We start from the raw sequence: 13,108 nt of genomic DNA on the forward strand, positions 1-13,108 counted from the left end.
GCTCACGCACCGCCGCGCAGGATGGAGTTGCCCTCATGGGTGGCCTCGGTGTCGGTGAGGTCGAGGGTGAGGCGGCCGCTGAGCCCGTAGAAGGCCACGGGGTTGCGCCACAGCACCCGGTCGACGGTGTCCTCGTCGAATCCGGCCGCCAGCATGGCGTCGCCGACCTTGCGGGTCTTGAGCGGATCGCTCTTGCCCCAGTCGGCGGCCGAGTTCACGAGGACCTGTTCGGGTCCGTACTCCCGCAGGATCGCCACCATCCGGTCCTCGTCCATCTTGGTGTCCGGATAGACGGAGAAGCCGAGCCAGCAGCCCGCGTCCTTGGCTTCCTTGACGGTGGTCTCGTTGAGGTGGTCGATCAGGACCCGCTCCAGGGGCAGCGCGGACTCCTGGACGACGTCGAGGGTGCGGCGCAGGCCCGCCAGCTTGTCGCGGTGCGGGGTGTGCACGAGAGCGGGCAGTTCGTGGTCGGCCGCGAGCTGCAGCTGGGTGGCGAGGGCGGTGTCCTCGGCGGGGGTCATGGAGTCGTAGCCGATCTCGCCGACGGCGACGACGTTGTCCTTGACGAGATAGCGCGGCAGCAGGTCGAGGACCGGTGTGCACCGCGAGTCGTTCGCCTCCTTGGGGTTGAGCGCGATCGTGCAGTGGTGGGCGATGCCGTACTGGGCGGCGCGGAAGGGTTCCCAGCCCAGGAGGGAGTCGAAGTAGTCGACGAAGGAGGCGGGCGAGGTGCGGGGCTGGCCGAGCCAGAACGCGGGCTCGACGACGGCGCGGACGCCGGCGGCATGCATCGCCTCGTAGTCGTCGGTGGTGCGGGAGGTCATGTGGATGTGGGGGTCGAAGATGCGCATCAGTACTCCTGGTCCTCGCCGGTGGACATCGAAGGGGGCGCGAGGGGCACGGGGGCCGCCGGCCGGCCGGGGCTGGTGGCCGACGGGTGGTCGGGGTCCGCAACCGCCGGATGGTCGGGACTCGCGGCGCGGTCGCCCGGGCCGGTGGTGGCCGGGGCGTGGGCGTCGGTCGCCGTCGGTGGGTCGGTCAGGGCCAGGACGCGGTACAGATCCCCGGGGACGGTGCGGCCGGCGGCGGTGCGTTCGGCGGCGTAGTCGCCGAGCATGCGGGCCAGTTCGGTGTCGGCCCGGGCGCGGTGGGCGAGACCGGCGACGGCGTCGACGGGGACGCCGGTGAACAGGCACTTGAGGACGGCGTGACGCCAGTCGTGCGGAGCCAGGTGCTCGGCGGCGTACGGGCCGAGAGCGACGGCGACGAGCCGGGTGTCGTTGGTGCGCAGCGCGTCCTCGACCAGCGGCAGCGCGTCGGGCCCTGGCACCAGGTGCGGCAGGGCGGCCAGGACGGCGCGGCGTTCGGTGGCGGTGCCCTGTTCATAGAGCCGGGCGAGAGTGGCGGTGTCGGCGCGAGCGGCGTGCAGGAGGACCAGTCGGGCGGTGTCGGCGTGCTCGGGCCCGCAGCGGCGGCCCGCTTCGGCGAAGCGGAGCTCCCAGCTGGGGGTGGGGCCGGGCGCGGGGAGGTGGGCAGCCGCGCGGGCCCGGGCGGAGGTGGCTTCGGCGGAGGTTGCCTGGACCGAGGGCGCCTGGGTCGGCGCGGCTTGGGCCGGGGCGGTCTGGGACGGGACGGTCCGGACGGGGGCGGTCTGGACGGGGGCGGCTGGTGTGGCGGTGTCGCTGGAGCGGCTCGCGGCAGCTGCGGTGACGGCCTGGTCGAGCCAGGTGCGGGCGGCGTCGCCGAGGGCGGCGTCGAGGCGGGAGCGGAGGTCGGCGACCGCGGGGAGGCCGGTCGTGAGGGTCCGTGGGCTGTGGCTCACGTGGTTCCTCCTGGTGACGCGGCCTCGCGGACGGCGGGACCGGCGGCGGCGATCCGGTCGGCCCGGCGCAGGAACTCAAGGGAACGGGAGGCGAGTTCGGGGCCCGCGTGGGAGTGGCGGGGCAGTTCGACGACGGTCAGGCCCTGGTAGCCGGTGGCGGCGAGGGCGCGCAGGACGGGCGGGAAGTCGATCTCGCCGTCACCGAACGGGAGGTGCTCGTGGACGCCGCGGCGCATGTCCTCGATCTGGACGTGCCGGAGCCAGGGCGCGGCGGCGCGCACGCAGTCGGCGGGTGACTCGGCTTCGAGGCACTGGCAGTGGCCGATGTCGAGGGTCAGGCCCAGCGGCTCGGGGTTACCGAGCAACTGACGGAGGTGGTGGAAGTCGGCGAGGGTGGCGAGCAGATGGCCGGGTTCGGGCTCGATGGCGAGCGGTACTCCGGCGCCGGACGCCGCGGCGAGGACAGGGGTGAGGGCGTCGGTGAGGCGCTGCCAGGCGGTGGCGTCGTCGATGCCGTCGGGGGTGATGCCGCTGAAGCAGTGGACGGCGTGGGCGTCCAGGTCCGCGGCAACCTGGACGGCGCGGACGAGCAGGCGTACGCGGTCGGCGCGGCGCTGGGGGTCGGGGTCGAGGAGGGAGGGGCCGTGTTTGTGGCGCGGGTCGAGGACATAGCGGGCGCCGGTCTCGACAGTGACGGTCAGGCCGAGCCGGTTCAGGCGCCGGGCCACGCGGCGGGTGCGGGCGGCCAGGTCGGGCGCGAGGGGGTCGAGGTGCATGTGGTCGAGGGTCAGTCCGACTCCGGCGTAGCCGAGGTCGGCGAGCAGGCCGAGGGCGTCGTCGAGCCGCAGGTCGGTGAGCCCGTTGGTGCCGTAGCCGAACCGGGGTCGCACGGGTGCGCCCGCCGTCCCGCGCGCGAACGTGCCGTCACCCGCGCTCACGTCACACTCACCTTGCGGGCGAACCGGCGGGCCAGCGGGGCCAGGGCCGCCGTGAACAGAGCCGTGCCGAGGGCACCGGAGCGGGCGGCGAGGGCGGCCTGGAGCGGGATCAGGGCACGGATGCCGCCGCCGACGGCGCGTTGGGTCAAGGGAGGTGAGGGGTTCAGGGCGGCGTGGAGGTAGGGGCGGGCGGCCGTGGTGGCGTAGGCCGTGCCCAGGGCGAGGGTGGTGCTCGCCCGGACGGCGGCGGTGGCCCTTGGGCCGGGGCTGATGCCCCGTGGTCCAGAGCCGGCGCCGGGGCCGGGGTTGGTGCCCGGCGGGCCGGCGGCGGCTGCGGTCCGCCGGCCCGCCGGGGGGTGTGAGGTGTACGCCACGGCGTGCCCGAGGGCGAGCGTCGCGGCAAGGGCGCCCAACGGGGCCCCGGTCGAGCCGCCCTGGGTCTCGTGCCGGGACACCGTGGTCACGGCGAGCGTGTGGGCGGCGAGGGTCGCTGCGGCGGGCAGGGCGGAGCGGGCCGCTGCCGCGGGGCTTGGGCGGTGAGCACCGGTGCGGTGGGGGCCGGTGCGGCGCGGGCTCGATGTCCGTCCGGGCTTGGCCGTCCGTGTCGCCGAGGGACGTGCGGTGAGCGTCGTCAGGGCCGTGGAGGGCCGTGCGGTGAGCGCCGTCCGGGCCGTCGAGGGCAGCGTGGCCTTGGACCTGGCGGGGTGCGTCGCGACGGAGCTGGCGGGGTGCGTCGCGCTGGAGCTGGTGGGCCGGGATGCCTGGGTCTCGGCGGAGCGGGACGTCGCCGGGGAGGTCTTCGCGGCGGTCGGGGTGGCACGGGAGTCCGCGGCCGTGAAGGGGTGTGCGATCGCGTTCGCCCGAGTGCCCGCCCCTGTTGCCGTGGCCGTGGCGCCGAGGAGCAGGTCCAGGCCCCGGGCCGCCGCCATGGCGACGGGCCCCGCGGGGGTGCGCTTGAGGCCCAGGTCGTAGGCCCAGACCGTACCGGCGAGGGCGGTGGCGGTGGCCAGGGCGGGGCGGCCCGCGCGGGAGGCCAGGGCGAGGCCGCCCGCGGTGAACGCGACGGCGGCGGTGAAGGCAGCGATGGGTGTGACGCGGCCCGAGGGGATGGGGCGGTGGGGGCGGTCGACGGCGTCCTCGTCGCGGTCGGCCCAGTCGTTCAGGGCCATCCCGGCCTCGTACAGACAGAGGGAGGAACCGATGGCGAGGAAGGTGCCCCGGCCGGGGCGCAGGCCGGTGGCGGCGGCGCCTGCGAGGGCGTCGCCGGGGACGGTGAACAGGGCGGGCAGGCGCAGGAGTTCGGCCCAGGCGCGGAGGTTCATGAGGCCTCCTCGGGACGGGTGGAAGGGGGTGACTGGGGTGCGGGCGGTCGTGGCGATGCGGCGACGGGCGCGGTGACGGACGCCGACGCGGGCACAGGGGCCGACCCGGGCACAGGGGCCGACCCGGGCACGGGAGCCGACCCGAGCACGGGAGCCGACCCGAGCACGGGAGCCGACCCGAGCACGGGAGCCGACCCGAGCACGCGGACCGACCCGAGCACGGGAGCCGACCCGCGCGCGGTGACCGACGCGGGCGCAGGGTGGGGCGGCCCGTGCAGGACCAGATGCCGGGCGTTCACGTGGTCTCCCGGAGGCGGTCGGCGAAGGCGAGGAGTGCGAGGTGCTGGTCGGGTAGGGCGGAGGAGGCGCCGGGGTCGGGATCCTTGAAGTAGAAGGCAAGTTCGGGGCGTGGTCCGTCGAGTCCTGCTTCGTGGGCGCGGGCCAGGAGGCGGGCCAGGTCCAGGATCAGGGGTGCGGCGAGGGCCGAGTCGCAGCCCTGCCAGGTGGTCTGGAGGGTCATGCGGGTGCCGAGGAAGCCGTCGAACGCGATGTGGTCCCAAGCGGTCTTCCAGTCGCCGAGGGCGGGGACGTCGTCGATGTGGACCTCGCCCTCGGGGACGGTGCCGAGGGTGTCGGCGAGGACGCGTTCCTTGCCCGCGTTCTTGGCGGCGGCCGCGGCGGGGTCGGCGAGGGCGGCGCCGTCGCCACCGCCGAGGAGGTTGGTGCCGGACCAGGCACGGACGGCCAGGGCGCGCTGGGCGAACATCGGGCCGAGCACGGACCGCAGCAGCGTCTGCCCGGTCTTGCCGTCCCGCCCGGCGAAGGGCAGCCCGGAGGCGGCGGCCAGGGCGGCGAGGGCGGGGTGGTGCAGGCCGGTCGAGGGGGTGAAGTTGACGTAGGGGGCACCGGCGCGGAGCGCGGCGGCGGCGTAGAGGGAGCTGGGCGGCAGCCGGTCGGCGGAACTGGGGGGCGGTTCGGCTGAGGCGGGCGTCGATGCGGACGAGCCCGGCCCCGGTTCGGGAGTGGTTGGGGCTGACCCGGCAGAAGCGGACGCCGCGTCGCCCACGCCCGACCCGCCCGACCCGGACCTCAAGCCCGACCCCAAGCCCGAGTCCGAGTCCGAGTCCGACCCCAAGCTCGACCTCGACCCCAAGCCCGAGTCCGAGTTCGACCCCGCCGAAGCAGACCCCACCCCGGTCGCGCCGACCGCCGGTGCGCCCGGCACCAACGCCGGTTCCGTCGAGGCCACGTTGATGACGACCACGCGGGCCAGCCGGTGGCGGTGGGTGAAGTCGCGGATCTCCTCGGCGAAGGCGGTGATCAGCTCGTCGTCGGTGCGGGAGTCGCCGGGGAGGGGCCCGCCCGTGCGGATCTCGGCGTCGGCGGCGGCCAGTTCGGCGTGCACGGCGGTAGGGAGGCCGTGGGGCAGGACGCCTCCGGCGGCGAGGTGTTCGGCGCGTTTGGGCAGCGGGCACTCCATGGTGTCGTGCCCGCCGAAGACGAGGGAGGACAACGTCGGCAGTCCGATGCCGGAGAAGGGAGGTGTCTCGGTGACCAGGCCGGTGGGCGGGTGCAGCCCCGCCGACATCGCCGCGCAGCCCGCGATGGCTGTCGTAGCGACGGAGCCGCGCGCTCCGATCAGCCACACCCCGGTCCGGCCCGGGCCGGTGGAAGCGGCCAGGCGCACGCCAGCAGAACTGGCAGAGCCGGCAGAGCTGGCAGAGCTGGCAGAAGGGGACTCGGTGGACACGGCTGCCTCCTGTCGTCGGACACGTACGGTCGTCACCCGCACCACGCGGACCGGGGCCCGCGCCCTGCGGTACTTCACTCGCGCCTCACGGACCGGGATCCGCGCCTCGCGGTACCTCACCCGCGCCACACGGACCCCGGTCCGCGCCTCGCGGTACCTCACTCGCGCCACACGGACAGGCATCCGCGCCCTGCGGCACCTCACCCACACCACGCGGACAGGCATCCGCGCCCTGCGGCACCTCACCCGCACCACGCGGGCCGAACTCCACACCAAGCGGACCGAGCCTCACGCCGCACGGACCGAACTCCACGCCATGCAACGCGAGTTCCACGCCGGACGATGCGGACTCCGCCCACCTCATGCGACGAGCCCCGCACCACGCGGCACATCCCCCGCACCACGCGGGTCGAACCCCGCACCGCACCATGCGAATGCGAACCCCACGCCGCACCACGTCAACGCGAACCCCACACCACACAGCGCGAACCCCACGCCGTACAGCGTGACCCTCACGCCGCACGAGGTGGACCCCACCGCACGCAGACCGGTCCACGCCGCGCGAAGCGAACCCCACCGCACGCAGACCGGACTCCACGCCGCGCGAAGCGAACCCCGCCCCGCGCCCGGCGAGGTGGGCAAGACGGTGGGCGGAGGTCCGGCGTCCTCCGCCCACCGTCGTCTAGTGGCTGCCCACCTGACTGGTGGTGGGCAGGTCCGGACCGGTGGGGAGCGCCTTGCCGGAGGGGAGCTCCTTGATCCGGATGTCGCGGAACGCGACCTGGTCGTCGGCGCCGTGGTTCTGGATGCCGATGTGGCCGTCGCGCAGGCTCCGCGCCGGGTCGGTGTTGGTGAAGTCGTTGATCTTCACGCCGTTGAGCCAGATCTGCAGGTGCTCGCCCTCGACGCGGAGTTCGTAGGTGTTCCACTGTCCCGGCGGGTTCAGGGCCCGGTCGCGGGCGGCGAGGTCGGCGGACTTGAAGCCGTAGACCGAGCCGGTGGTCTTCTCGGGGACGTCGGTGGCGTCGATCTGGATCTCGTAGCCGTTGTTGACGGCGGTCCAGGGGTCGTCGGAGGGCGGGAAGCCCACGAAGATCCCGGAGTTGTCGTCCTTGTCGGCGCCGGAGATCTTCCAGTCGAGCTTCAGGGAGTACGAGCCGAACTGCTTGGGTTCGTACCAGAGCAGGCCCATGCCGCCGACGGAGGTGATGGTGCCGTCGTCCTTCCGCTCGAAGGAGCCGGGTCCGGCCTGCTTCCAGCGGGCGAGGGAGGCGGCGGTGCCGTCGAAGAGGGGGGTGTAGCCCTGTTCGGGACGGCAGTCGGCCTGGGCGGCGCCGACGGCGTAGCGGATGCCGCCGAGGAGGTGCCCCCGGAAGGCGGGGTCGGCGTAGGACTCCTTGGTGTGGCCGCCGCCGGTGTAGAAGGAGCGGCCGGGGGTGCCGTCGACGGACCCCTGGCACCAGGCGATGGGGTGGTCGCCGCCCATGGTGCCGCCGCTGTAGGACGACTCGTCGAGGGTGGCGAGGACGCGGGCACGGTCGCGCGGGTTGGCGCGGTAGTTGTACCACTCGTCGGTGCGGTCCCAGACCGCGCCGAGGTGGGCGGTGGCCGGGTGGGCATGGTCCTCGACCTTGATCTTCGCGGGTTGGATCGCGGGGTGGGACTGGAAGTAGGCGCCCGCGAGGCGGCCGTAGAAGGGCCAGTCGTACTCGGTGTCGGCGGCGGCGTGGACACCGACGTAGCCGCCGCCCGCGCGGATGTAGCGCTCGAAGGCGGACTGCTGTTTGCCGTTCAGGACGTCGCCGGTGGTGGAGAGCCAGATGACGGCGTCGTAGCGGGCGAGGTTCTTGGTGGTGAAGGCGCCCGCGTTCTCGGTCGCGTCGACGGTGAAGCCGTGTACGGCGCCGAGGTCCTTGACGGCGGCGATGCCGTCGGGGATGGAGTCGTGGCGGAATCCGGCCGTCTTGGAGAAGACCAGGACCCGTTCGCCCGCCTTCTTCCGGTCGCTGTCCGGGCGGGCGGAGTCCGAGTCGGACGCCGCCGGGCCGGAGACACAGCCGATGAGCAGGGCGGCGGCCGCCGTCGCGGTGATCAGACGTGCTGGTGCGCGCATGGGGTGCCCCCGTCCTCAGCTCGTGGTGATGATGAAGTCGTCGACGTCGTAGAGCGCGCCCGTGCCCTCGCCCTTGAAGACGAGGAAGAGCGTCGTCGTCCCCGCGGGTGCTCCGGAGAGGCCGGTCGACACGTCGGTGTATGTCTCCCACGACCCGGTGGGGTCGACCTTCGCGGTGCCGAGGAGGGTGCCGTCGGCGGACCCGGCGCGCACTTCGAGGGTGCCGCCGGAGCCGGCGGAGGCGACGCGTGCGGTCAGCTTCGTGGCGTTGGAGAGGACGTAGGGCTTGAAGGAGATCCAGTCGCCGTTGTGGATGTCGCCGACGGTCTTGCCGCCGTGGGCGGGGGTGTGGCTGACGACGGAGACGCCCTTGGAGTCGCCGTAGTGCTCGCCCTGGCGGTGCTTGGGCTGGACGACGTTCTGGTCGTGGGTGGTGAGGGCGGGCTGGCCGTTCGCGCCCTTGTCGGTGTACTCGGCGTCGAAGACCCCGAAGATGTTGGCGTTCGGGTCGTGCTCGCCGTCGGCCGTCGTCTGCAGGGTGCCCTCGCAGCCGTTGGCGGAGGTCACGGGGTGGCCGTGGCTGTCATGGCCGAGGATGTGGGTGACCTTGACCTTGGCGCAGTCGATCGTGCCGTCCTCCGGGTCGGTCACGGTCACCTTGAAGGGCACCTTGTCGCCGAAGGTGAACAGCTGCCCGTCCTCGGGGAGTTCCAGCTTCACGGTGGGCGCGGTGTTGCCGACGGTGACGTGCGCGCTCGCGGTACCGGTGCGGCCCGAGGGGTCCTTGGCGGTGACGGTCGCGGTGTAGACGCCGTTCTTGTCGTACGTGTGGGAAGGGTTCTGCTCGGTGGACTTCGTGCCGTCCCCGAAGTCCCAGGCGTAGGTCAGCGCGTCGCCGTCGGCGTCCGTGGCCTTCGCGGTGAACTTGGTGGCGAGCGGGGCCTGGCCACTGGTCACGGACGCCTCGGCCTCGACGACCGGCGAGTGGCCGCCGGTGGCGTTCTCGATGCGGTAGAGGGCGGAGTGCTCGTCGCCGTTGAAGAAGCCGGTGCCGTAGTCCAGGACGTACAGGGCGCCGTCGGGGCCGAACTCCATGTCCATCACCTGGGTGCCCTTCCAGGGGAAGGCGTTGATGGACTTCACGGTGCCGTCGGCGCCCTGGTCGATGCGCTTGATCCAGCGGCGTCCGAACTCCCCGGCGAAGTAGTTCCCGTCGTACACCTGCGGGAACTTGACGGGCGAGTCGAGCTGCGCGTCGTAGCGGTAGACGGGGCCGCCCATGGGCGACTCCGAGCCGGTGCCGAACTCGGGGACCGACCCGCCGTCGTAGGGGATCCAGGCGGGCTGCGCCGGGGGCAGCGCGGTGAGGCCGGTGTTGTGCGGCGAGGTGTTCTTCGGCGCGGCGCAGTCGAAGGCCGCGCCGGAGGCGCCGGTGGCGAAGTCGTAGTCGATGTACGGCTCGTTCTTGCCGGTGCAGTACGGCCAGCCGAAGTTGCCGGGCTTGGTGACGCGGGCGAACTCGACCTGTCCGGAAGGGCCGCGCTTGGGGTCAGCCTTGCCCGCGTCGGGGCCGTAGTCGCCTACGTAGACGATGCCGGTGGGCTTGTCGACGCTCATCCGGAAGGGGTTGCGGAAGCCCATCGCGTAGATCTCGGGGCGGGTCTTCTTGGTGCCCTTCTTGAAGAGGTTCCCGCTGGGCACGGAGTACGAGCCGTCCTTGCGCACCTTGATGCGCAGGATCTTGCCGCGCAGGTCGTTGGTGTTCCCGGAGGTGCGCTGGGCGTCGTAGGCGGGGTTGCGGGTGGGTCGCTCGTCGATGGGGGTGTAGCCGTCGGAGGCGAAGGGGTTGGAGTCGTCGCCGGTCGACAGGTAGAGGTTGCCGGCCTTGTCGAAGTCGATGTCGCCGCCGACGTGGCAGCAGATGCCGCGGCTCGCGGGGACGTCGAGGACCTTCTTCTCGCTCTTGGTGTCCAGGGTGCCGTCGGCCTTCAGGACGAAGCGGGAGAGCCGGTTCACGCCGTCGAACTTCTTGAAGTCGGCCGCGGTGCCGTCGTTGGGGGCGTCGCCCGCGGGGGTGCTCAGGGGCGGGGCGTAATAGAAGTAGACGGCCCTGTTCTTGGCGAAGCCCGGGTCGACGCCGACGCCTTGGAGGCCTTCTTCGTCGTGGCTGTAGACGGGTATCTTCCCGGCGACCTTGGTCTGCCCGGTGGCGTCGGTCAGGCGGACGGTGCCGTCGCGGGAGGTGTGCAGGACGGAGCGGTCGGGGAGCACGGCGAGCGTCATCGGCTCGCCCATCTCCGGCTCGCCCTTGGCGAGGGTGACCTGCTGGAAGTCCTCGGCCTTCGGCTCGGCCCGCGGCTGCGGTTCCGGCTGTGCCCGCTGCTGGGCGTCGGGCTGCGCGTCGGGCTGCGCGCCCGCGTGCGGGGCTGCGAAGGTGAGGGTGGCGGCGGTGAGCAGGGTTCCGGTGAGCAGGGCGAGGCCTCTGCGGTTGCGTGGGCGGAGTCTGTGCACGGGGTCCTCCGGTCGGGGGCCGTTCGCTGTGGGGGTGCGGGTGTGGCGCCCGGGATGCGCCGTCACCCCGGGAGAGGTCTATGTCCTGTACACATCAGGGACGGTAGCCAGGTTTGTCCTCGGCGAAAAGCCCTTGCACAGCCCTTTAGTTGGACTTTTTCCCGCGCGTGGACAAACTCGCCTCCGGGCAGGCCGGTGCACCGCGGAGCCCGGCGGACGGGCTCCGCGGTCCCCCGTGGTCGGCTACTTCTCGCCGCCGAACGCCGCGTCGAACGACGCCGTCGGAGGCTCGAAGTCGTACGCCTTCAGGTGCCGCAGGGCCTCAGGAGCGCCTTGCAGCCGGTCCATCCCGGCGTCCTCCCACTCCACCGAGACCGGCCCGTCGTAGCCGATCGAGCGCAGCATCCGGAACACGTCCTCCCAGGGGACGTCCCCGTGCCCCGTAGAGACGAAGTCCCAGCCGCGCCGCGGATCGCCCCAGGGCAGATGGGAGCCGAGCCGACCGCTGCGGCCGTCGAGGCGCTTGCGGGCCTCCTTGCAGTCGACGTGGTAGATCCGGTCCCGGAAGTCGTAGAGGAAGCCGACCGGGTCCAGGTCCTGCCACACGAAGTGGGAGGGGTCGAAGTTGAGGCCGAAGGCCGGGCGGTGGCCGATGGCGTCCAGGGCCTTGTGCGTCGTCCAGTAGTCGTACGCGATCTCCGAGGGGTGGACCTCGTGCGCGAACCGGACGCCCTCGGCGTCGAAGACGTCCAGGATCGGGTTCCAGCGCTCCGCGAAGTCCTCGTAGCCGCGCTCGATCATCGACTCCGGGGCGGGCGGGAACATCGCGACCAGATGCCAGATCGCCGACCCCGTGAAGCCGACGACGGTGTCCACGCCGAACTTCGCCGCGGCCCGCGCGGTGTCCGCCATCTCGGCCGCCGCCCGCTGCCGCACGCCCTCGGCGTCGCCGTCGCCCCAGATGCGGGACGGCAGGATCGCCTGGTGGCGCTCGTCGATGATCGCGTCGCAGACCGCCTGGCCGACCAGGTGGTTGGAGATGGCCCAGCACTTCAGGCCGTACTTGTCGAGCAGGGCGTGCCGCCCGTCGACGTACGAGGGATCGGCGAGGGCCTTGTCGACCTCGAAGTGGTCGCCCCAGCAGGCGAGTTCGAGGCCGTCGTAGCCGAAGTCGCGGGCCAGGGTGCAGACCTCCTCCAGGGGCAGGTCCGCCCACTGGCCGGTGAAGAGCGTGAACGAGCGGGGCATCGGCGAGCCTCCTCAGGCGAGGTTGACGCTGGCGTCGACGGGGGCGGGGGTGGGTGTGGGGCCGCTCACGGGGGTGTACACGGCGTTCTTCTCGGCGCTCTCCTCGACGGCCGCGAGGACCCGCTGCACCGAGAGGCCGTCCGCGAAGGAGGGCGCGGGCGCGGTGCCCGACGCGATGGCGTGGAGCAGGTCGCGGGCCTGATGCACGAAGGTGTGCTCGTAGCCGAGTCCGTGTCCCGGCGGCCACCAGGCCTCCAGGTAGGGGTGCCCTGGTTCGGTGACGAGAATGCGGCGGAAGCCGGCGGACGCGGCGGGTTCGGTGTGGTCGTGGAAGGAGAGTTCGTTCAGGCGCTCCAGGTCGAAGGCCAGCGAGCCCGCGGATCCGTTGAGTTCGAGCCGCAGGGCGTTCTTGCGCCCGGTGGCGAACCGGGTCGCCTCGAAGGTGGCGAGGGCGCCGGAGGGGAACCGCGCCGTGAAGACGGCGGCGTCGTCGACGGTGACCTGCCCGGACCTGGCCCCGGACCTGCCGTCGGCCCGCGCTCCGGCGCCCGGATCGGCCCCGGGATCGGCCCCGGGATCAGCTCCGGGATCAGCCCCGGGATCAGCTCCGGTGCCCGCCGCCGTGATCCCGGTGGAGGACCCCTCGGGCAGCGGCCGTTCGCGTACGAAGGTCTCGGTCAGCGCCGAGACGCCCGCGACGGCCTCGCCCGTCAGGAACTGCGCGAGGTCCACGATGTGCGCGCCGAGGTCGCCGAGCGCGCCGGAGCCCGCGCGGTCCTTGCGCAGCCGCCAGGTCAGCGGGAAGGCCGGGTCGACCAGCCAGTCCTGGAGGTAGGTGAGACGGACGTGCCGCAGCGTGCCGAGGCGCCCTTCGGCGACCATCCGGCGGGCGAGCGCGAGGGCGGGCACGCGGCGGTAGTTGAAGCCGACCATCGCCACCTGGCCGCGCGCGGCGGCCCGTTCGGCGGCGGCCGCCATCGCCTCGGCCTCCTCGACGGTGTTGGCGAGCGGCTTCTCGCACAACACGTGCTTGCCCGCGTCGAGCGCGGCGACGGCGATCTCCGCGTGGCTGTCGCCCGGTGTGCAGATGTCGACGACGTCGACGTCGTCGCGGGCGATCAGGGCGCGCCAGTCGGTCTCGGCGGCGTCCCAGCCGAGCCGGTCGGCGGCGGCGCGCACGGCGGCGCCGTCGCGCCCGCACACGGCGGCGAGCCGCGCGCCCAGGGGCAGGTCGAAGACGTGGCCGACGGTGCGCCAGCCCTGGGAGTGGGCGGCGCCCATGAAGGCGTAGCCGACCATGCCCACGCCGAGCCGACGCCGCCCGGCCCGGAGGCCGTCGGTCGGCCCGGCCCCGGCAGTGCCCCCGGCAGCGGCCTCGTGTTCCGTCTCACTCATGCGGTAACT

At 73.2% G+C, this 13,108-nt stretch carries 9 protein-coding genes; all 9 read right to left on the reverse strand.

Going from position 1 to position 13,108, the window contains the following annotated elements; all coding sequences use genetic code 11:
* Nucleotides 1–2: 2 nt before the first annotated feature.
* A complete protein-coding gene (locus OO63_RS11745; RefSeq protein ID WP_030360253.1) occupies nt 3–851 on the reverse strand; it encodes a TatD family hydrolase in 849 nt (282 codons plus the stop codon).
* Complete coding sequence (locus OO63_RS42165; protein WP_051810765.1) at nt 851–1,822, reverse strand: EboA domain-containing protein; 972 nt, start codon at nt 1,820–1,822, stop codon at nt 851–853. The genes OO63_RS11745 and OO63_RS42165 overlap by 1 nt, the downstream gene beginning before the upstream one ends.
* Nucleotides 1,819–2,712 carry a TIM barrel protein gene (locus tag OO63_RS11755; protein ID WP_033264050.1) on the reverse strand — a complete coding sequence of 298 codons (894 nt, stop codon included), beginning with the start codon at nt 2,710–2,712 and terminating at the stop codon, nt 1,819–1,821. The genes OO63_RS42165 and OO63_RS11755 overlap by 4 nt, the downstream gene beginning before the upstream one ends.
* A 44-nt stretch (nt 2,713–2,756) precedes the next feature.
* Complete coding sequence (locus OO63_RS11760; RefSeq protein WP_030360256.1) at nt 2,757–4,082, reverse strand: UbiA family prenyltransferase; 1,326 nt, start codon at nt 4,080–4,082, stop codon at nt 2,757–2,759.
* Nucleotides 4,083–4,377: 295 nt separating this feature from the next.
* Nucleotides 4,378–5,769, reverse strand: a complete 1,392-nt coding sequence (locus OO63_RS11765) for an inositol-3-phosphate synthase (RefSeq protein WP_030360257.1) — start codon at nt 5,767–5,769, stop codon at nt 4,378–4,380.
* 745 nt (nt 5,770–6,514) lie between these two features.
* Nucleotides 6,515–7,945, reverse strand: a complete 1,431-nt coding sequence (locus tag OO63_RS11770; RefSeq protein ID WP_051810767.1) for a ThuA domain-containing protein — start codon at nt 7,943–7,945, stop codon at nt 6,515–6,517.
* A gap of 15 nt (nt 7,946–7,960) precedes the next feature.
* A complete protein-coding gene (locus tag OO63_RS11775) occupies nt 7,961–10,456 on the reverse strand; it encodes a PQQ-dependent sugar dehydrogenase (protein ID WP_030360259.1) in 2,496 nt (831 codons plus the stop codon).
* Between the two features lie 243 nt (nt 10,457–10,699).
* A complete protein-coding gene (locus tag OO63_RS11780; protein ID WP_030360260.1) occupies nt 10,700–11,704 on the reverse strand; it encodes a sugar phosphate isomerase/epimerase family protein in 1,005 nt (334 codons plus the stop codon).
* A 12-nt stretch (nt 11,705–11,716) separates the two neighbouring features.
* A complete protein-coding gene (locus tag OO63_RS11785) occupies nt 11,717–13,099 on the reverse strand; it encodes a Gfo/Idh/MocA family protein (RefSeq protein WP_051810768.1) in 1,383 nt (460 codons plus the stop codon).
* Nucleotides 13,100–13,108 lie beyond the last annotated feature (9 nt).

The organism is Streptomyces alboflavus (assembly GCF_000716675.1).
GTDB lineage: Bacteria > Actinomycetota > Actinomycetes > Streptomycetales > Streptomycetaceae > Streptomyces > Streptomyces alboflavus.